This window comes from Kribbella flavida DSM 17836, from assembly GCF_000024345.1.
Taxonomy (GTDB): Bacteria; Actinomycetota; Actinomycetes; order Propionibacteriales; family Kribbellaceae; genus Kribbella; species Kribbella flavida.
In genome coordinates this window covers 5,356,956-5,376,527 of record NC_013729.1, presented here as the reverse complement: position 1 = coordinate 5,376,527, position 19,572 = coordinate 5,356,956, and the positions used below count along the sequence as shown (strand labels likewise).

Genomic DNA, 19,572 nt, shown 5'->3' with positions numbered 1-19,572 from the left:
AGACGGCTGGGCCGTGCTCAAGGTGGACGGCTGGGGCGGAGGGCGACTTTGAGCACCGGGCAGTCGTCGCGCGCCGAGGCAGACGGCTGGGGCGTGCTCAAGGTGGACGGCTGGGGGCGGAGGGCGACTTTGAGCACCGGGCAGTCGTCTGCGGTCGCCGGGAGTGGCTGGGGCGTGCTCAAGGTCGCCGGGGGGATCGGGGAGTTCGGCGTGCGAGGGGGCGCGGAGGGGATCAGGCGGGCGGCGTGCGGGGGGGGAAGGGGGATCAGGACTAGGAAATAGTTGGACGTCCTAGTACTTTGGGGGCAGTTTCCTAGGAGGGCTGATCGATGGACGCCGAGCAGATCGCGGCCGGCCAGCGCCGGTGGCAGCAGCGGTACGACGCCTCGCGCCGGCGGGAGGCGGACTTCACCACCCTGTCGGGCACCGAGGTGGCACCGGTCTACGGTCCGCCGGAGGGGGTCGACGACCCCCGGATGGAGCGGATCGGCTGGCCGGGCGAGTTCCCGTTCACCCGCGGGCTCTACCCGACCGGGTACCGCGGCCGGACCTGGACGATCCGCCAGTTCGCCGGCTTCGGCAACGCCGAGGACACCAACGCGCGGTACAAGATGATCCTGAACGGTGGGGGCGGCGGCTTGTCGGTCGCCTTCGACATGCCGACCCTGATGGGCCGCGACTCCGACGATCCCAAGGCGCTCGGCGAGGTCGGGCACTGCGGCGTGGCGATCGACTCCGCGGCCGACATGGACCGGCTGTTCAAGGACATCCCGCTGCAGGACGTCACCACCTCGATGACGATCTCCGGGCCCGCGGTGCCGGCCTTCGTGATGTACCTGGTGGCCGCCGAGCGGCAGGGCGCGGACATCACCAAGCTCAACGGCACCCTGCAGACCGACATCTTCAAGGAGTACATCGCTCAGAAGGAGTGGCTGTTCCCGCCGGAACCGCACCTGCGGCTGATCGGCGACCTGATGGAGTACTGCGCGGCGAACATCCCGGCGTACAAGCCGCTGAGCGTCTCCGGCTACCACATCCGTGAAGCCGGGTCGACGGCCGCGCAGGAGCTCGCCTTCACGCTGGCCGACGGCTTCGGGTACGTCGAGCTGGGGCTGAGCCGCGGGCTGGACGTCGACGTGTTCGCGCCCGGGCTGTCGTTCTTCTTCGACAGCCACCTGGACTTCTTCGAGGAGATCGCCAAGTTCCGCGCCGCCCGCCGGATCTGGGCCCGCTGGCTGCGGGACGTGTACGGCGCGAAGACCGACAAGGCGCAGTGGCTGCGGTTCCACACCCAGACCGCCGGGGTCTCGCTGACCGCGCAGCAGCCGGTGAACAACGTGGTCCGGACCGCGGTCGAGGCGCTGGCCGCGGTGCTCGGCGGCACCAACTCGCTGCACACCAACGCGCTCGACGAGACGCTCGCGCTGCCGACCGACGAGTCCGCCGAGATCGCGCTGCGGACCCAGTCGGTGCTGATGGAGGAGATCGGCGTCACCAACGTCGCGGACCCGCTCGGCGGTTCCTGGTACGTCGAGGCGCTGACCGACCAGCTGGAGCAGCAGGCCGAGGAAATCTTCACCCGGATCCGCGAGATGAGCCCGGACGGCACGATGACCGGCGGCATCCTGCGCGGCATCGAGGACGGCTGGTTCATGGCCGAGATCGCCGACGCCGCGTTCGAGTACCAGCAGAAGCTGGAGAAGGGCGAGAAGAAGATCGTCGGCGTGAACACGCTGACCGACACCGTCGCCGGCGAGCTGGAGATCCTCCGGGTCAGCCACGAGGTCGAGATCGAGCAGTGCCGGGCTCTCGCGGCGCGCAAGGCGCAACGCGACGAGGCCCAGGTGCGTCGTACGCTAACCGCGCTGGTCGAGGCGGCCAGGGGGACCGGCAGCTTGATCGAGCCCATGCTGGAGGCGGCGCGTGCGGAGGCGACCATGGGTGAAATCTGTGACGTTCTTCGGGACGAGTGGGGCGAGTACCGAGAGCCCGCCCGCTTCTGAGGCCGTTCCCGAGGTCCCGGCGTCGTCCACCGGCAGGCGCCGGGGCCGTGGTGCGCAGGCGGAGCGGCAGGCCACCCCGACTCCGGACAGCCGGGGCGTGGTCGTCTGCGGCTCCGACCGCACCATGCTGCGGGTGGTCACCGAGCTGGTGAGCTCCGGCGAGGAGGTCACCGCGATCGTCAACCCGGCGTCGCGGCACATCGAGCGGATCGCCGAGCTCGGCGCTCAGGTGATGGGCGTGCGGGTGGTCCGGGAGTCGGTACTGCGCCGGGCCGGCATCGACACCGACGGCAAGAAGCCGTCGACCGCGCGGGCCCTGGTGCTGCTGGACGCGGACGACGTGCACAACGTGCACACCGCGCTGACCGCCCGCGACATGGACGAGAACCTGCGCATCGTCGTGCAGATGGTCAACCCGCGCATCGGCGCCCAGCTGCACCAGTTGCTCGGCGACTGCGTGGTGATCTCCGGGCCGTCGCTGGCCGCGCCCGCGTTCGTGGCGGACGCGCTGGAGGACGACGAGCTGACCTGGCTGGAGCTGGGCGGGCGCCGGATGGTGGCCGGACCGGCCGAGCTGATCCGCGAGAAGGTGACGGTGCTGGCCGACACCACCTCGTCGGCGACGCCGGAGTTGCTGCCGCTGTCCAGTGCGGACCCGGCCGGGGACATCGTGCTCGGCACCGGCGTACGGCATCTGCGGCGGAAGCGGGACGTCCGGCGTACCGGCTGGGTGATGGCGACCCGGGACGTGCTGGACCGCCGGGTCCGGGTGATCGCCGCGGTGATGGCGCTGCTCGTCGTCATCGGGACGGCGCTGACGCACTGGATCGCCGGGGTGGAGTGGCTGCGCGCGCTGTACCTGGTGATGGGCGCGGTCACCTCGGCCGGGATCGAGGACGACGTCTTCGCGAACGCACAGCCGTGGGCGAAGGTCGCGGCGGTGGTGGTCCAGCTGACCGGGATCGTGCTGGTCGCGCTGCTGACCGCGGTGATCGTCGACTCGCTGATCGGGGCACGGCTGTCCCGGGTGATCGGCGGCGTCCGGGGCCGGCCGCGCAACCATGTCATCGTCTGCGGGCTCGGCACGGTCGGTGCGCGGGTGCTGGAGATCCTGGCCGAGCGCGGTGTCGCCGTGGTCGGGGTCGAGCACGACGAGGAGGCGCCCGGCGTGCAGACCGCGCACCGGCTGCGGATCCCGCTCGTGATGGGCGACAGCAGCCAGGAGGAGACGCTGCGGCTGGCCGGCGCGCCACGGGCCCAGGCAGTGCTCGCGATCACCAACGGCGACATCACCAACCTGGAGACCGCGATGGTGGTCCGGGACCTGAACCCCGACGCCCGGATCACGATGCGGATGTTCGACCACGACCTGGCGCACAAGGTCGAGCGCATGCTCGGACTCGGCCACAGCCGGTCGGTGTCGATGCTGGTCGCGCCCGCGATCGCGGCGGCGGTGGCGAACCGGCGCACCCAGGCCACCGTGCCGGCCGGTCGGCGCGTGCTGCTGCTGACCGAGGTCACCGTCGAGCGGGACTCCGTCGCCGTCGGCCGCCGGCTCGGCGAGCTGGACGAAGCCGGCGGTCTGCGGGTGCTGGCCTGCCAGACCGGCACCGGCTGGGACTGGTCGCCGCCGTTCCAGCAGACCCTGGTCGCGGGCACCAAGATCGCGGTGGCGGGCACCCGGAGCGGGCTCGCCAGGCTGCTGCTGGCGACCCGCGCGCCACACCGGCCGGGGCGGTCGGAGAGGATAGGACCATGAACCGAGATGTAGTGACCGGAGGGCAGCGGTGAGCCAGCCGAACTTCTCCCGACCTGGAGCGATCGACCTTTCGTCCCTGCGGCAGCCGCCCGCGCGTCCTGGCGGCCCGGGTGGGCCCGGTGCACCCGCCCGCCCCGGCGGTCCGGGCGGTCCCGGCGCCGGCGGACCGGGTGGCGGACCTGGTGGTCCGGGTGGCGGTGGTGTCACCGGCCCGTACGTGCTGACCGTGTCCGAGCAGAGCTTCCAGACCGACGTCATCGAGCGGTCCGTCCAGCACCCGGTGGTCGTCGAGTTCTGGTCGCCGCGGTCGGAGGCCTCGGTGGCGCTCGGCCCGGTGCTGGCCCGGCTGACGACGGAGTACGGCGGCAAGTTCCTGCTGGCCCGGATCGACGTCGACGCGAACCCGCAGCTGGCCCAGGCGGTCGGCGTGCAGAGCATCCCGCTGGTCATCGCCGTCCTGCGCGGCCAAGTGGTCCCGCTGTTCCAGGGCGCGCTCGGTGAGCCCGAGGCCCGGCAGTACCTCGACCAGCTGCTCACGGTTGCGGTGGCCAACGGCATCACCGGCCGCGCCGAGCCGGTCGGCCCGGCCGCTCCCGCCGAGCAGGCCGAGCCCGCGCTCGACCCGCGGTACGAGGCGGCCGAGAACGCGGTGGCCGCCGGTGACCTGGACGGCGCGATCACGGCGTACGAGACGTTGCTCAAGGAGACCCCGAACGATGCCGAGGCCAAGGCCGGACTGGCCCGGGTCCAGCTGGTGAAGCGGACCCGGGACGTGCCGGCCGAGGTGCGGACCCGCGCGGCCGACAACCCGACCGACATCGAGGCACAGCTGCTGGTCGCCGACGTCGACCTGATGGGTGGTCACGTCGAGGACGCGTTCGCACGGCTGATCCGGACCATCCAGTCCACCGCCGGCGACGAGCGCAACACGGTGCGCCTGCACCTGCTGGAGCTGTTCGAGGTCGTCGGCGGCGACGACGAGCGGGTGATCAAGGCCCGCCGGCAGCTGATGACCGCGCTCTTCTAGTGCACCTGGAACTCCCAGAGCGAGTAGCCGTACTGTGTGGCGCGCTGGATACCGCGTAGCCGGACATAGCGGGTGGTGGCGGGGCTGAAGTCAACGGCCTCGACACCACCCGTCCCGTTGTTCGTGGAGTGCACCTCGCGCCAGGTCACGCCGTCGTCGGAGAGCTGAAGGGCATAGGCCCGGGCATACGCCGCCTCCCAGAGCATTGTGACGCCGCTGACCGGGGTCGGCGTGCCGAGATCGACCTGGAACCACTGATCGTCGCTGCGGTCAGAACCCCAGCGGGTGGAGACGTCGCCGTCGACGGCGAGTGGGGCGATCGCCTGGCCGCTGGACGCGGTCGCGGCCTTGCCGAGCGCGAGATTCGGGCGGGGCTGCGGTTCGGGATCCTGCTGGGGCGCGATCGAGACGTTGTGGTAGTTCGCGCGGTCGAGGATGTTCATCGCGGTCAGGGTGGTGGCCGGGGAGGTGGCGCCGGGCATCGTGACCCGGTCGAACCGCACGTTGCTGAAGTTCGCCGACGGGTCAAGACCCTTGAGCACCGCGAACGTGGTGCCCTTGTCCCGCACGGTGACGTTGCTGACGGTCACGTTGCGCACCGGGCCGGCGCCGAGACCCGGGTTCTCGATGATGAAGCGTAGCCAGGTCCGGTCCTCGACCAGCTTGACGCCGATCCGCTCGACGTCGATCGAGTCGAAGGTGACGTTGCTGACCGCCGCCGACCCGTACCGGTGGTGGATGCCGATACCGATCGCCGCGTCGTACACGACGCCGTTGCGGAAGGTCACGTTGCTCTGCGGCTGCAGCGTGCCCTGCCCGATCTTGAAGCCGTAGCAGCGGGTCCAGGAGATCAGGTCGTCGAACAGCACGTTCTCCACCGGTTGCGGACTGCCCGGCCAGGGCAGCGCGATGTCGGTGTCCTCGCGCCAGGCCTTGGTCGTCCACGGGTCGTCGAGGCTGATGCCGATGCCGTGCCGGACCACGACGTTCTGCGACTCGTTCACGTCGATGCCGTCGTTCTCGCCCATGTCGAGGCGGTTGAAGATCTTGACGTTGGTGAAGGTGAGGTTCTGCGAGCGGGCGGTGACGATCGCCCAGGCGCCGGACTCGCGCACGATCAGGCCGTCGAAGCGGAAGTTGCTGGTGCCGATCGGGACCAGGATGTTGGCGGCGAAGTTGAACCGGCTGATCGCCTCGGCGCCGTTGCTGTCCAGCGTGCCGCGGCCGAAGACACGGATGTTGCTGGATCCGAACTCGGTCGAGATCCACCAGGTGATGTCGCGATTCTGCGAGTCCTTGTGCCAGTGCTTGGTGTAGTCGGCGGGGTTGCCGGTGAAGCGGAACACGGTACCCGGTGCGAGGTACAAGGAGACGTTGCTCTTGAGCAGCACGTTGCCGACCAGGTAGACGCCGGCCGGGACGTACACGGTGCCGCCGCCGGCGGCGTTGGCAGCGTTCACCGCGTTCTGCACGGCGCTGGTGGACAGCGCCCGGCCGGTCGCGTCCGCGCCGTACGTGACCACGTTGTGGATCCGTGGCCCGGACGACGCCGGACGGTCGGTCTCGGCCGGGTCCGCCGCGATCACCAGGTCGGGACGGCCGTCGAGCTTGACGATCAGGTACTCGTCGTTCGGGATCGTGAACGTCAGGGTCGGACCGCTCACCGTGCCGCGCAGGCCGAGCTTGCGGGGCGAGATCGTGTACGCGCCGATCGCGGTGTTGTTCAGCTTGCGGACCGAGATGGTCGCCTCACCGGCAGCCATCGAGAAGTGCGCGTAGTCGTAGCCGGGGTAGTCGACGACGTCGATCCGCTGGCCGTTGACGATCAGCTCGTAGTCGGGCGAGCGGGGATAGATGGCGGGTTGGGGATAGCTGTCGATCCGGGCCGGTGCCGCGTGTGCCGGAGCACTCGGGGCCACCACGCCGAAGCCGAGCAGGGCCAGCAGGAGGGCAGCACGAACTAAGCCTTGCAACATGGCAGATCCTTCCAGGGCGGTGGAAAACGGGTGAGAGCGTGTTGATCGGCACGCCCTAGCGAATGCCTTCTGCGCGGAGCTTGGTGGCGAGCAGCTGCACCTGCTCGCGGATGATCGCGGCGACCCGCTCCACCTCCGCGTCGGTGCACTGGTCGATCGGGATGGAGCAGCTGATCGCGTCGGTGGCGGGGATGCGGTACGGAACGGGGACGCCGATGCAGCCCAGGCCGAGCGTGTTCTGCTCGCGCTCCAGCGAATAGCCGCGCTGCCGGGTCTGCTCCAGCTCGATCGCCAGCTCCACCTGGTTGGGCACCGTGTGCGGCGTGAGGCCGGGCAGCGGGTCGGCCGGCACCGCGAGCGACACCTCGGTCAAGGTCAGCTCGGCCAGCAGCGCCTTGCCCAGCGACGTCGCGTACGCCGGGAGCTGGCGTCCGACCCGGCTGGTCGCACGGTGCGGGGACAGCGACTCCCGGGTGGCCAGGTAGATCACGCTGCCGCCGTCGAGCCTCGCGTAGTGACTGGTGTAGCCGGTTTCCTCACGGATCTTCTCCAGTGTGCGGATCCCGAACGGCAGCGCCGGGTCGCGGTCCAGGTAAGCGGTGCCGACCAGGAGGGCGCGCGACCCTATCCCGACCAGGGCGCCCTCGCTGGTGCTCTCGATCCAGCCGGTCGCGATCATCGTGTGCAGCAGTTGGTGCAGGCTGGACCGCGGATAACCGGTGCGCTTGTGCAGCTCGGTCACCGAGATCGGGCCGCGCGCCTCGCCGAGCACCTCCAGGATGCGCAGCGTGCGCTCGGCCGACTTGACCAGCCGGACCTCCTCGGTGGTCACCAGGTGCCTCCCAGTGGATGGTCGTCGTCGACGAATGCCCCGGCCAGGACGGCGTGGGGGTCGTGCGTCTGGTCGGTGCCGGGACCGATGTGGTGCTCGGCGTCGTCCTCGGGGTGGAAGCCGATCGCCCGGCCTGCCGCCAGCGAGAACCAGCCGCGGGTGTTGTCGGAGACGGCCCAGACGAGGTGGTGGCCGGGCTTGTCCAGGATCGCCGTCGCCTCGACCAGCCGGGCCAGGTCGCCGGGGGACACCCAGGTGGACAGCGTCCGGCCGCCGGTACCGATGGTTTCACCGACGGTGCAGATCCGGGCCGACACCACGATCAGGCCGCAGCGGTCGGCGTACAGGCTGCCGAGGGCTTCGAGTGTGACCTTGCCGACGCCGTAGTAGGTGTCGGGGCACGGCTGGAGCACCGGCTCGGCGGCGGCCTCGTCGGCGCGGACGTAACCGGTGGCGTGCAGGGAGCTGCCGAGCAGGACGCGTGGAACGCCGGTGCGGTGCGCCGCCTCCAGCACGACGTACCCGCCCTGGATGTTGGTCTCCAGGATCTGCTGCCACGGCCGCTCGGAGGAGTGACCGCCGAGGTGGACGAGCAGGTCGGCGCCCGTGCACACCCGTTCCATGGCGTCGAGATCGGTCACCGACGCCTGGACGAACTGCTCGCCGTCCGACAGGTCGTCGATCGGCGCGACGTCGACCAGCCGCAGTGTGCGGCCCGGCCGGGCGAGCCGAGGCCGGAGCAGGCCGCCGACCAGCCCGGCGGCTCCGGTGACGACGATCAGCATGCGACCCCCTTCTGGCCGAACCAGCACCGGCCGGATCCGGACGGCCGTTGTTGCGGCACGTTGACAAGTACGTGAACAACCTAATACGTTTCAAACCGTTCCGCCAGTCTGAAGAGCATTCACATATGTAAAACCGAGGGATGGGGACTGACCATGAGGATTTCGCCGAGGCGAGCCGCCGCCGCGCTGTCCGCGATGGCCCTGGTCGGCTCGCTGAGCGCCTGCGGGGGCGACGATTCAGCAGGCGACGCGGGCGCACCGCTGGAGTTCTGGACCCGGAGCGGGCCCGAGGGTGCCACGACCTACAAGGCGATCCTGGCCGCCTTCACCGCGAAGACGGGCATCCAGGTGAACTACCAGGGCGTGCTCGAGTTCGACACCCAACTGCAAACCAAAGCGTCGTCGAAGAAGTTGCCGGACCTGTGGGTCAACGACGCCAGCCTGCTCGGAACGTACCAGGGCCAGGGCTACACGACCCCGGTCGAACCCGGCCAGATCGAGGGCGGCGACGCGATCGACGCCGCCACCTGGCAGCAGAACAAGGGCCTCGACGGTCAGCTGTACGGCGTGCCTTACAGCAGGCAGGCCTTCGGAACCCTGGTGAGGGTGGACTGGCGCAAGAAGCTTGGTCTGCCCCAGCCGAAGACGTGGGACGACCTGACCGCGCTGGCCACCGCGTTCGCGACCAAGGACCCGGACGGCAACGGCAAGAAGGACACCTACGGCATGGTCGTACCGGGCTCCAGCAAGAACGGTTACATCGGCTGGTGGGGGATCAGCTACATCTGGCAGGCCGGTGGCGACATTCTCGCGCCGGCCGGCGAGGGCAAGTACAAGTCGGTGATCAACTCGCCGCAGACCAGAACCGGGCTGGAGTTCATCCGCAGGCAGTTCTGCACCCCGGGCAACGTGGTGCCGGGCTCGCTCAACCTGACCACCAGCGAGGCCCCGTTCTTCCAGGAGGGCAAGGCCGGCATCTACCTGACCGGACCGTACGCCTTCGGCACGTACGACAAGATTCTCGGCAAGGACAAGTACGAGGTGGTCCCGATGCCGAAGGGGCCGGTCAGCACGACCACCCTCGGCGACGGCGAGAACATCTACTTCGGTGCCGGCTCGCAGAAGAGCGACGAGGCGAAGAAGCTGGCCGCGTTCCTGATCAGCCCGGAGGGGCAGGAGATCGGGATGAAGGCGGAGGAGTCGAAGTACCCGACCGTCCGGCTGCCGGTGAACAGAGGCGTCGACGTGCACAAGGTGCTCGGCGACCCGCGCTGGGACCTGATCCAGAAGCAGTACCTGGACGACACCAAGACCTTTGTCTGGTCGATCAAGTTCCAGCCCATCCGCCAGGCGCTCGGCGAGGGTGTGAACGCGATGATGTCCAGCTGCGACAGCGATCTGGACGCCGGCCTGAAGAAGCTCGACCAGGCGATCACCGCCGAGCTCAAGGCACAGGACGTCCTCGGGTGACCACTGTTCCGCTGACTCGTCGGGCCCGGCCTCTGGTCGCGGCCCGGCGGGGCATGCTGTCCGGGCCCGGATGGCTGCCGTGGGTGTTGCTGCTGCCGGCGCTGCTGTTCGCGCTGATGTTCAAGTTCATCCCGATGGTCGAAGGGCTGCGGATGAGCCTGTTCAAGGTGCAGCCGTTCCTGGGCGACCAGTGGGTCGGGCTGGAGAACTACCGGACCGTGCTGACCGACTCGCGGTTCCGCAGCGCGCTGGGGCACACCCTGCTGCTCGGGATCGGGCAGACCGTCGGCGCGCTGGTGCTCGGCTTCCTGCTGGCGTTGCTGCTGGAGGGGCAGACCAGGTCACTGTGGGTGCTGCGAACGGCGATCTTCCTGCCGGTGGTGACCGCGGTCGCGGTGATCGGCGAGGTCTGGCGGATCCTGTACTTCCCGACCGAGACCGGGTTCGTGAACTCGATCGCGGGCTGGTTCGGGCTGGGTCCGTTCGGGTTCCTGAACGATCCGGACCAGGCGTTGGTGTCGGTGATGGTGGTCGGGGTGTGGACCGCCGCGCCGTACAACATGGTGATCATCCTGGCCGGGCTGGCGGGCATCGACCGGACGCTGTACGAGGCGGCCGCTGTCGACGGCGTCAGCCGGTGGCAACGCATCCGGTACATCGTGCTGCCCGGCCTGCGGCCGGCGATCTCGGTGCTGCTCACACTGGCGGCGATCCGCAGCCTGCGGATCTTCACCGAGGTGTTCGTGCTGACCGGCGGTGGTCCCGCGGGCTCGACCGAGGTGTGGATGACGCGGGTCTTCTCGCTCGGCTTCCAGCGCAACGACCTCGGCGTCGCCTCGGCCGCCTCGACCTTGCTGCTGCTGGTCACGGTGGTGCTGACCCTCGGCATGCGCTTGCTCACCCGGCAAAAGGAGTCAGGTTCATGAGCATGTCCTCGCAGTTCGACACCGCCCTCGGGTGGTCGCCGCGCCTGGGCGTGGGCAAGGTGCTGCGGATCCTGCTGTGCGCGGTCGTGCTGTTCGTCTTCGCGGCGCCGTTCCTGACGATCTTCGCCGGTGCCTTCAACAAGACCACCGATTCGACCCAGGTCACGCTCTACCCGCAGGACCCGACGTTGCTCGGGTTCCAGATCGCGGGGGAGAAGGGGATCTGGGGCTACTTCCTCAACTCGCTGGTCATCGTCGGTGGCGGCTTGCTGTTGCAGCTGACCGTGTCGGTGCTGGCGGCGTACGCGCTGGCCCGCCGGAAGTTCCGCGGTCACACGGTCGTGATGCTGCTGTTCCTGCTCACGATGATGCTGCCCGAGGAGGTGATCGCGGTGCCGTTGTCGCAGGTGCTCGCGGAGCTGCCGTTCCTCGGGATCAGCCTGAAGGGGTCAGTGTTCGGCGTGATCCTGCCGGTCGCGCTGTGGGGGTTCACGATCCTGATCATGACCGAATTCATGAAGGAGATCCCGCGCGAGATCGAGGAGGCGGCCCGGCTGGACGGGGTCGGCGAGCTGCGGATGCTGTGGGTGATCGTGCTGCCCCTGTCCAAGCCCGTGCTCGGCGTGGCGACGATCTTCGGCTTCATGATGATCTGGGACCAGTACCTGCTGCCGCTGATCGCCGCCGACGACCCCTCGGACTACACGCTGACGGTCGCCCTGTCGGTACTGCGCTCCGACGGCACCGTCGGCCCGGGCGTGCTGCTCGCGGGCGCGCTGATCGCTCTCGTCCCCAGCCTTGTCGTCTACCTGCTCATGCAACGCTCCCTGATCCGCGGAATCACCGCCGGCGCGACGAAGGGCTGACCCCGTTGAAGATCACCGACCTCGCCATCACCCCGATCGCCTTCGCCGACCCGCCCTTGCTCAACGCCACCGGCGTGCACGAACCCCTCGCCCTCCGTACCGTCGTCCAGCTGCACGTCGCGGACGGCGTCGTCGGCCTGGGGGAGGGGTCCGGGGAGCTGGTGGTGCTGGAGCGGCTGGCCAGGGTGCGGCCGGCCCTGGTCGGACAAAGCGTGTTCGACACCAGCGCGATCGAGGCGATCGTGTTCGCCGAGCTGGGCAACGACGTACCGCCGATTCAGAAGCGCAGCGTGTTCTCGATCATCGAGGTCGCCTGTCTCGACGCCCAGGGCAAGCTGCTCGGCCTGCCGGTGGTCGACTTGCTCGGCGGTGCGGTGCGGCAGACGGTGACGTACAGCGGGTACCTGTTCTACAAGTGGGCCGGTCATCCCGGCCAGGCCGCCGACGAGTGGGGCGAAGCGCTCGACCCCGCCGGCCTGGTCGCGCAAGCCGCGCGGATGATCGACCTGCACGGCTTCGGTTCGCTCAAGCTGAAGGGCGGCGTCTTCCCGCCCGACCAGGAGATCGCCGCGGTGCGCGCCCTGGCCGAGGCCTTTCCAGGTATCCCCCTGCGGATCGACCCGAACGGCGCCTGGTCGGTCGCCACCTCCCAGTACGTCGCCGCCGAGCTGGCCGGCGTCCTGGAGTATCTGGAGGACCCCACCCTGACCACCCCCGCGATGGCTCAGGTCGCCGCCGCCGCCTCGATGCCGCTGGCAACGAACATGTGTGTGGTCAGCCCGGAGACCGTGCCCGAGGCGATCCGCCTCGGCGCGGTCCAGATCGTTCTCTCGGACCACCACTACTGGGGCGGCCTGCGGCACACCCGCGAGCTCGGTGCGCTCTGCGCCACCTTCGGCCTCGGCTTGTCCATGCACTCCAACTCCCACCTCGGCATCTCGCTCGCCGCGATGACCCACGTCGCCGCGGCCACGCCCAACCTGGCCTACGCCTGTGACACCCACTACCCCTGGAACAGCGGCGACGACGTGATCACGGTGCCGTTCGAGTTCGCCGACGGCGCGCTGCGGGTCCCTGCCGGCCCAGGTCTCGGCGTCGAGCTCGACGAGGCGAAGCTGTTCCGGCTGCACCGGCAGTACGTCGCGTCGGGGCGGACCACGCGTGCCGACACGGCGTACCTGCGGCAGGTGGATCCGGCCTACGACCCGAGTCTGCCGAGATTCTGATGACGGCTGTCTACCTTTATCCGTGGGACCTCGACGGTGATCCCGCCGCGCCCGAGCTGATCGAGTCGCTCGGTGCGTCGTCGGTGGTGCTCGCGGCGGCGTACCACTCGGTGCGCGCGGCGACTCCGCGGCATCCGCGGCACCGGATCGTCGAGGCACCGAGCGGCTTGTACGTGCCCGTGCGGCCGGAGGCGTGGGGTTCGCTGAGGCCGCCGAGCGCGTCCGGATGGGCGGGGGAGGACGCGTTCAACCGGGCGGCGGCTCAGGTGTCGCTGCCGGTGCAGGCGTGGGTGGTGCTGACGCACAGCTCGGCGGTTGGGCGGCTCGATCCCTCGGTGTGTGTGCGGAGTGCGTTCGGGGACGTCTACGACTATGCGCTGTGCCCGTCGTCCGAGCAGGTTCGGGCGTATGCGCAGGTGCTGGTCGGGGAGGTCGCGCGCCAGACCGGTGTCTCTGCGATGGTGCTGGAGGCGTGCGGACCGATGGGCGCGGGACATCAGTCGGCGCACGAGAAGACTGCCGGCGCCGACTGGTCCCCGGTCGACCAGGCACTGCTGTCGATCTGCTTCTGCCGGGCCTGCACGGCGGCGTACGCGGCGGCGGGCCTCGACGTACCGGCCGTGGCGGGGGCGATCCGGGCAGGTCTCGGTGCGTCGTCGGTGGAGCATGCGCTCGGGGCATCGGCGAGCGTGGTGCTGGAGGTCCGGCGGCAGGCGATCGTGGAGCTCCGAACGGCGGTGGTCGCCGAGGCGCGCGCGGCCGGTGTGCGGGAGGTCTCGCTGCACGCGTCCACCGACCCGTGGGCGACCGGTCCGGCCGCCTTCCTGGATTCGGTTGCTGGCGGCATCGACTGTCCGATCGCGCCCGCCTGGGAGCTGACCACCGCCGGCGCCCGCCGGGTCCTCGATCTCCACCGCCTGGGTGCGACCCGGATCGGCGCCTACGTCACCGCGCTGCCCCCGGTCCCCGCCCACGCGGAAACCCTGGCCACCCACTGGCAGTCGCTGCTGTCGGCCGGTGCCACCGATCTGCACATCTACCACGCCGGCTTGGCCTCCACCTCCCGCCTGACCGCCATTCGCGAAGCCATCGAGGCGGTGACCGCGTGACCAGACTCACCGACCGGCCGCAATGCCCCGTCCGGGCCGCGCAGGCACCCCTTGCGCCGCCACCCCGTTGCACTCCCGCCTTGCCGGCAGCTTCGGGCTCGGCCGCCGCCGGGTCGGAGGCGGCGCCTTCGCCGGCCTCCAGCGCGGGGCAGCGGACGCCGCGGCGCGTTCCGGCGGTGGTCCACTGATGTTGTCGAGCTTGGAGGAGTACTGATGATCCGGTTGCGGGACGAGTTGGGGCAGCGGCCGGTGGTGGCGGTGTTGCGGGCGCCGGACGCGGGGCGGTTCGTCGAGGTCTCGGCGGTACTGGTGGCACACGGCTTCGGCGCGGTCGAGTTCACGCTCACCTCGGCCGGTGCGGTGGAGGCGATCGCGCGGGCGGCAGCCGAGTTGCCGTCGGTGCTGGTCGGGGCGGGCACGGTCCGAACCGTCGAGCAGGTGCACCAGGCGATCGACGCGGGGGCCGGCTTCCTGGTCAGCCAGGTGACGTCACCGGTGCTGGTCGAGGCTGCTCATGCCCGCGGCGTCCCGTTCGTGCCAGGCGCGCTGACACCCAACGAGATCGTCGCCGCCTGGGAGCTCGGGGTCCAGGCCGTGAAGGTGTCGCCGATCGGACCGGTCGGCGGCGCGCGGTACATCGCCGAGTTGGCCGGGCCACTGCCGGAGATTCCGTTGATGCCGACCGGGGCGGTGCCCGTCGACGCCGCGGGGGAGTATCTCGCCGCCGGCGCCACCGTGGTCGGCCTCAGCCGTGACCTGACCCGGGACGCGCTCGGCCCGGGAGGCGACCTGGACGCGCTCGCCGACCGGGCCGCCCGCGTGATTCGTTCCGTCGACCGTCAACTGATCGGGAGCAACCAGTGATCATCGGATTCATCGGCCTCGGCATCATGGGTTTGCCGATGGCCACCAACTTGGTGACCGCCGGACACGACGTCCGCGCCTACAACCGGAGCCCGCGGGAGTTCTCCGGCACTGTCGCCGACTCGGCTGCGGCCGCGGTGACCGGCGCCGACGTGGTGATCACCATGCTGCCGGACTCGCCCGACGTCGAAGCTGTTGTGCTCGGACCGGACGGCGTGCTCGCGGCCGCCGCGCCCGGCACGCTGCTGATCGACATGAGCACGATCGCGCCGGCCACCGCGCGAACGATCGCCGACGCGGCGACCGAGGCCGGTTTCCGGGCGCTCGACGCACCGGTCAGTGGGGGCGAGCAGGGCGCGATCGACGGGGCACTGTCGATCATGGTCGGCGGCGCGGCCGACGACTTCCAGGCGGCCAAGCCGGTACTCGACGTGCTCGGCTCGACCGTCGTTCACGTCGGTCCGGCCGGGTCGGGCCAGACGGTGAAGGCGGCCAACCAGTTGATCGTCGCCGGCACCATCGGCTTGGTCGCCGAGGCTCTCACCTTCCTGGCTGCCCACTCGGTCGATCTCGAGCCGGCGGTCGCCGTGCTGGCCGGCGGCCTCGCCGGGAACCGGATCCTGGACCGCAAGGCGGCAGGCATGATCGCCCACCACTTCGAGCCCGGCTTCCGGATCGACCTGCACCACAAGGACCTGGGCATCGTCGTCGACTCCGCCCGCGCCGCCGGCGTCACCGTCCCGCTCGGCGCCGTCGCCGCCCAACTGATGGGCGCCGCCCGCGCGCAAGGCCACGGCTCGCTCGACCACTCGGCTCTGCTCCTGGTGATCGAGGCCCTGTCCAAGCGCTGACCACATCCGGACACGACCCAGGGCCATCGATTGTGAACTATTGACACCTCGCCGCGCGCATTCTGAGAATCATTCACATGAGTGTTGCCGAGTCGCCGCCGTCCAGCCTGGAAGCGCGGATCCGTGGGCTGCTGCCGGCGCTCAGCCCGGCGCAGGCGTTGGTGGCCGAGGAGGTGCTGCGCGACCCGGCCGGCGTCGCGTCGTCGACCATCGGGGAGCTCGCGGCTCGCTGCGGTACGTCGCTGCCGAGCGTCACCCGCTTCTGTCTGGCCCTCGGCCTCGCCGGGTACGCCGAGCTCCGGCTCGCCCTCGCGGCGGAGAACGGTCGCAGCAGCACCAGCTGGGAACGCGGGACCGGAGCCGAAGTCAGCCCTGACGACAGCCTGGACGAGGTACTCCGCACCCTGCTCCGCGCCGACACCCGAGCCCTCGAGGACACCGTCGCCGAGCTCGACGTCCAGGCGCTCGGGCAGACCGTGCACGAGGTGGCCCAGGCCCGCCGCATCGACCTGTACGCCGTGGGCGGATCCGCGTCCGTCGCCGAGGACCTCCGGCTGCGGCTGCACCGAATCGGCCGGGGCGCGAACAGTTGGAGCGACGTGCACACCGCGCTGACCAGCGCCGCCCTGCTCGGACCAGGGGACGTCGCGCTCGGCATCTCGCACAGCGGCGAGACCAACGAGGTCCTCGAACCACTGCGCCGGGCCCGGCAGCAGGGCGCGACGGCCGTTGCCGTCACCAACTACCCGCGCTCGCCGCTGGCGCAGGCGGCCGATCTCGTCCTGGTCACCGCCGCGCGCGACATCACCTTCCGTACCGGCGGTCTGGCCGGGCGGCACGCTCAGATGATCGTGCTGGACGCGCTCTACCTCGGGGTCGCCCAGCGCGACTACGAGCGCGCCGCCAAGTCCTTCGACCTGACCGCCGAGGCGGTCTCCACCCACCGGACCCCGCACCGCTGACCAGATCACCCCTGATCGACGTCGCAACTTCCACCGCCCTGGAGGAACCATGCAGAGCCCGCACCACACACTCGGACCGAGCCGTCGAGCGCTGCTGCTCGGCGCGGGAGCAGCAGCCGCCGCCTCCGCCGTGACGGCAGGCCAGGCGAGCGCAGTCGCCGCCGGCCAGAACATCGTCGCCGGCCGCACCGGTACTGCGGACGACGCTGCGGCCCGGCTCGCCGACGTGCCGATCCCGTCGCCGGACACGTTGCCGCTGACCGGCGGTCCGGACTTCCCGATCGGCCTGTTCTGGCCGCCGCACCCGTACGCCAGCACGCCCGAGCGGTTCACCGAGATCGCCGAGGCCGGCTTCGACTTCGTCATCTCCGGCAACTACGCCGGCGACGGCAACATCTTCCAGCACCAGCTCGGGCTGGCCCGCACCGCCGGGCTGAAGATGCTGATCTCCGACGACATCCAGATCCGCAACCTGTCCCGCTGGTTCTCGATCTCCGACCAGCCGGCCGACAACCTCAGCGTCACGCCGGCCGAGGCCCGGCAGCTCTACACCCGCGCCCGCGACGCGTACGGCCCGTACTCCTCGATGGCCGGCTTCAACCTGTACGACGAACCCGGCGCCGGCTGGTTCGGCACGCTGGCGAAGGCGGTCGCGATCTCCCGCGAGCTCGCGCCGCAGCTGCTGCCGTACATCAACCTGTTCCCGTCCGACGACCCGGCGTACTACAACGCGTTCGTCGACGTGGTGAAGCCGTCGCTGGTCTCGTTCGACCGGTACCCGCTGCTGTCCGAGGGCCGGGAGGACGCGAACTACTTCCACAACTGGGCGATCGTCCGCGCCGCCGCGCTGCGGGCGGGCGTTCCCGCGTGGGTGTTCATCCAGACCCTCGCCTACCACGGGCACCGCGAGCCGACCGCCGCGGAAATGCTCTGGCAGATCAACATCAGCCTCGCCTACGGGGCCAAGGGCATCCAGTACTTCACCTACTGGACACCGGAAGCCGCGCGCGGTGAGGGTTTCGGGCCCGCGCTGATCACGGTCGACGGTCGCCGCACCAGCCGGTACGCCGCGGCGAAGAAGATCAACACGACCTGGCTGCACCCGGTCGGCCGCCAGCTCAAGCCGCTGGTGTCGGAGACCGTCGTGCACGCCAACGAGACGCCGCTGCCGAACAGCACCAGTCCGTTCGTGCCCACCGACCTGGTCACTGCGGTCACCGGACAGCCGCTGGTGATCGGCACGTTCCGGTCCCGCGATCCCGAGGTCACCGACCGCTGGCTGCTGGTGGCGAACCGCTCGCACTCCACGTCGGCCCGGGGTGCGCTCACCTTCAACCCGGCCAAGGTCACCGGCGTCGACGTGTTCCACCCGATCTCGACCGCGTACGCCGCCAACCGGTCCGCCACGTTCCCCGTCAGCCTGCCGCCGGGTGGCGCCCAGCTGCTCCACGTCCACACCCGCTGAGGCACTGGCGGACGGCGTTTCCGCATCCACATCCGGCCGAGGCGCAGGCGAACGGTCGATTCCGCCTGGAGCTGCTCAGTGGTCAGGTGGTGATGGCGGCGGGGCCGGTGTAGACGCCGAGAGCGCGGAAGCGCAGCGTCGGTTGCCCGTACTCCTCGAGCGCGTGCGCGGTCCAGCCGATGGTGCGGGCGAGGGCGAAGATCGCCTCGCCCGCGTCGGGGCGGAAGTCGTAGGCGTGCATGAGCGCCGCGACGGCGAGGTCGCTGTTGGGGAAGTGGGGCAGTTGGTCGGCCAGGGCCCGGACCGTCCGGGTGATCGGAGCATCTCCGAGCAGGTCGAGCAGGACGTCGGCCCTCGGGTCCCGGCGCTGGTACACCTTGTGGCCGAACCCGGGGGCCGGCTGCCCCGACCGCAGCTGGTTGGACACCGCGGCGACCGGGTCGTCGATCGCGCGGGCCAGGAACTCGTACGCGAGGGTGGTCGCGGCGCCGTGCAGCTGCCCGTCGAGCGCGCCGAGCCCGGCCGACACGACGGCGTACAGGTTGGCGCGGGCGCTGGCGGCGACCCGGGCGGCCAAGGTCGAGACTGCGAGTCCGTGGTCGGCGAGCAGGATGATCACCGCCTCCAGCAGCTCGGGGCACGGTGGTCGGTCCGCTCCGGGCAGCACCAGCTTCGGCCACAGCCGAGCACCGAAGGAGCCGTCCGTGCCGGACGAGCCGGAGAGGGCAGCAGGGTCGGACAGGCCGGGAGGGCCGGAAGGGGCGGATGCACCGGAGAGGCCGGACGGGGAGGTCGAGTCAGGCAGGGCGGCGGTGAGAACACCGAGGATGCGCGCGGCGGCCGACTGGACTGCCTGTGGGGTGAGGTCGAAACGGAGGGGATCCCCGGCGCCCAGGGCTGCGACGGCGATCCGGAGCTGGTCCGTCAGACGGGCTCCGGGCGGAGCCACCGCCATCGCCGCGCGAGCAAGCGCAACCTCCTGCGGAGGCGCCGGAAAGGCCGAGGGGCCGAGCCCACCGCGCGGCCGGTTCGGTGCCCCGGACGACAACAGCTCACCGGTCCACAGCAAGTGGGCGACTGACTCGACGGTGCCACTGGTCGCCAGGTCCGCGGCGCGGTGCCCTCGGTAGTAGAGCTCGTCGTCGGTCAGCAGGGTGAGCGCTGACTCGATGCGTTCGATCGCGCCGGGGTGGTCGACGCTGCGGCTGGCCAGGCGTTCGACGTCCGTGGCGGCGAAGAGGCTGCCGCGGCTGCCGCGGGCCCGAACGCTGGTCAGCAGTCCGCGGCTGACGTACGCGTAGACGGTCTCCGGCTTCACCTTCAACCGGGCGGCGACCTCGGCCGTCGTCAGGTAATTCTCGTCACTCGGCTCCGGCACGCCACGCTCCCGCAGACATCCAGGTTGACTTGATCAACATTGACAATACTGTACTGACGCTCGACCGTGAATC

Annotated in this window: 16 protein-coding genes; 12 read left to right on the top strand and 4 right to left on the bottom strand. The window is 70.4% G+C overall.

The annotated features are described in order from the left end of the window. Positions 1-329 precede the first annotated feature (329 nt). Genes KFLA_RS24670 through KFLA_RS24660 form a run of 3 tightly spaced genes read left to right on the top strand, consistent with a single transcriptional unit; the run spans position 330 to position 4,789 of the window. The gene (locus tag KFLA_RS24670; RefSeq protein WP_012922547.1) at positions 330-2,003 is read left to right on the top strand and encodes a coenzyme B12-dependent isobutyryl-CoA mutase large subunit; all 1,674 of its coding nucleotides are present in this window, start codon (positions 330-332) and stop codon (positions 2,001-2,003) included. Beyond that, positions 1,951-3,762 carry an NAD-binding protein gene (locus KFLA_RS24665; protein ID WP_012922546.1) on the top strand — a complete coding sequence of 604 codons (1,812 nt, stop codon included), beginning with the start codon at positions 1,951-1,953 and terminating at the stop codon, positions 3,760-3,762. The genes KFLA_RS24670 and KFLA_RS24665 overlap by 53 nt, the downstream gene beginning before the upstream one ends. A 28-nt stretch (positions 3,763-3,790) precedes the next feature. Further along, entirely contained in the window at positions 3,791-4,789 is a 999-nt protein-coding gene (locus tag KFLA_RS24660; RefSeq protein WP_012922545.1) for a tetratricopeptide repeat protein, read from the top strand. Here KFLA_RS24660 and KFLA_RS24655 read toward each other — a convergent pair. Genes KFLA_RS24655 through KFLA_RS24645 form a run of 3 tightly spaced genes read right to left on the bottom strand, consistent with a single transcriptional unit; the run spans position 4,786 to position 8,382 of the window. Continuing rightward, a complete protein-coding gene (locus KFLA_RS24655) occupies positions 4,786-6,765 on the bottom strand; it encodes a discoidin domain-containing protein (protein WP_012922544.1) in 1,980 nt (659 codons plus the stop codon). The genes KFLA_RS24660 and KFLA_RS24655 overlap by 4 nt on opposite strands. 55 nt (positions 6,766-6,820) lie before the next feature. Next, entirely contained in the window at positions 6,821-7,597 is a 777-nt protein-coding gene (locus tag KFLA_RS24650) for an IclR family transcriptional regulator (RefSeq protein WP_012922543.1), read from the bottom strand. Further along, positions 7,594-8,382, bottom strand: a complete 789-nt coding sequence (locus tag KFLA_RS24645) for an NAD-dependent epimerase/dehydratase family protein (protein WP_012922542.1) — start codon at positions 8,380-8,382, stop codon at positions 7,594-7,596. Before KFLA_RS24645 ends, KFLA_RS24650 begins: the two co-directional genes overlap by 4 nt. A gap of 153 nt (positions 8,383-8,535) precedes the next feature. Here KFLA_RS24645 and KFLA_RS24640 point away from each other — a divergent pair, with 153 nt between their 5' ends. From KFLA_RS24640 to KFLA_RS24600, 9 genes are all read left to right on the top strand, one after another. Continuing rightward, positions 8,536-9,852, top strand: a complete 1,317-nt coding sequence (locus KFLA_RS24640) for an ABC transporter substrate-binding protein (protein ID WP_012922541.1) — start codon at positions 8,536-8,538, stop codon at positions 9,850-9,852. Then, the gene (locus KFLA_RS24635; RefSeq protein ID WP_012922540.1) at positions 9,849-10,778 is read left to right on the top strand and encodes a carbohydrate ABC transporter permease; all 930 of its coding nucleotides are present in this window, start codon (positions 9,849-9,851) and stop codon (positions 10,776-10,778) included. Before KFLA_RS24640 ends, KFLA_RS24635 begins: the two co-directional genes overlap by 4 nt. Further along, positions 10,775-11,644: a carbohydrate ABC transporter permease gene (locus KFLA_RS24630; protein WP_012922539.1), complete on the top strand. Its 870-nt coding sequence runs from the start codon at positions 10,775-10,777 to the stop codon at positions 11,642-11,644. Before KFLA_RS24635 ends, KFLA_RS24630 begins: the two co-directional genes overlap by 4 nt. Before the next feature lie 5 nt (positions 11,645-11,649). After that, positions 11,650-12,870, top strand: a complete 1,221-nt coding sequence (locus KFLA_RS24625) for an enolase C-terminal domain-like protein (RefSeq protein WP_012922538.1) — start codon at positions 11,650-11,652, stop codon at positions 12,868-12,870. Further along, positions 12,870-13,979, top strand: coding sequence for a hypothetical protein (locus KFLA_RS24620; RefSeq protein WP_012922537.1), 1,110 nt, complete (start codon positions 12,870-12,872; stop codon positions 13,977-13,979). The genes KFLA_RS24625 and KFLA_RS24620 overlap by 1 nt, the downstream gene beginning before the upstream one ends. Before the next feature lie 213 nt (positions 13,980-14,192). Beyond that, positions 14,193-14,843, top strand: a complete 651-nt coding sequence (locus tag KFLA_RS24615; RefSeq protein ID WP_012922536.1) for a bifunctional 4-hydroxy-2-oxoglutarate aldolase/2-dehydro-3-deoxy-phosphogluconate aldolase — start codon at positions 14,193-14,195, stop codon at positions 14,841-14,843. Further along, positions 14,840-15,694 (top strand): 2-hydroxy-3-oxopropionate reductase, encoded by an 855-nt coding sequence (locus tag KFLA_RS24610; protein WP_012922535.1) that lies wholly within the window; start codon positions 14,840-14,842, stop codon positions 15,692-15,694. Before KFLA_RS24615 ends, KFLA_RS24610 begins: the two co-directional genes overlap by 4 nt. Positions 15,695-15,771: 77 nt before the next feature. Then, entirely contained in the window at positions 15,772-16,656 is an 885-nt protein-coding gene (locus KFLA_RS24605; RefSeq protein WP_012922534.1) for a MurR/RpiR family transcriptional regulator, read from the top strand. A gap of 49 nt (positions 16,657-16,705) precedes the next feature. Further along, positions 16,706-18,121: a hypothetical protein gene (locus KFLA_RS24600; RefSeq protein WP_012922533.1), complete on the top strand. Its 1,416-nt coding sequence runs from the start codon at positions 16,706-16,708 to the stop codon at positions 18,119-18,121. Between the two features lie 82 nt (positions 18,122-18,203). Here KFLA_RS24600 and KFLA_RS24595 read toward each other — a convergent pair whose 3' ends face one another. Then, positions 18,204-19,499, bottom strand: a complete 1,296-nt coding sequence (locus KFLA_RS24595) for a citrate/2-methylcitrate synthase (RefSeq protein ID WP_012922532.1) — start codon at positions 19,497-19,499, stop codon at positions 18,204-18,206. Between the last annotated feature and the right edge of the window lie 73 nt (positions 19,500-19,572).

What these genes read in the sequence shown, in the direction of transcription:
- KFLA_RS24670 (WP_012922547.1), top strand. Translation starts at nt 330, where the DNA reads ATGGACGCCGAGCAGATCGCGGCCGGCCAGCGCCGGTGGCAGCAGCGG.
- KFLA_RS24655 (WP_012922544.1), bottom strand. Translation starts at nt 6,765, where the DNA reads ATGTTGCAAGGCTTAGTTCGTGCTGCCCTCCTGCTGGCCCTGCTCGGC.
- KFLA_RS24645 (WP_012922542.1), bottom strand. Translation starts at nt 8,382, where the DNA reads ATGCTGATCGTCGTCACCGGAGCCGCCGGGCTGGTCGGCGGCCTGCTC.
- KFLA_RS24640 (WP_012922541.1), top strand. Translation starts at nt 8,536, where the DNA reads ATGAGGATTTCGCCGAGGCGAGCCGCCGCCGCGCTGTCCGCGATGGCC.
- KFLA_RS24630 (WP_012922539.1), top strand. Translation starts at nt 10,775, where the DNA reads ATGAGCATGTCCTCGCAGTTCGACACCGCCCTCGGGTGGTCGCCGCGC.
- KFLA_RS24620 (WP_012922537.1), top strand. Translation starts at nt 12,870, where the DNA reads ATGACGGCTGTCTACCTTTATCCGTGGGACCTCGACGGTGATCCCGCC.
- KFLA_RS24615 (WP_012922536.1), top strand. Translation starts at nt 14,193, where the DNA reads ATGATCCGGTTGCGGGACGAGTTGGGGCAGCGGCCGGTGGTGGCGGTG.
- KFLA_RS24605 (WP_012922534.1), top strand. Translation starts at nt 15,772, where the DNA reads ATGAGTGTTGCCGAGTCGCCGCCGTCCAGCCTGGAAGCGCGGATCCGT.
- KFLA_RS24600 (WP_012922533.1), top strand. Translation starts at nt 16,706, where the DNA reads ATGCAGAGCCCGCACCACACACTCGGACCGAGCCGTCGAGCGCTGCTG.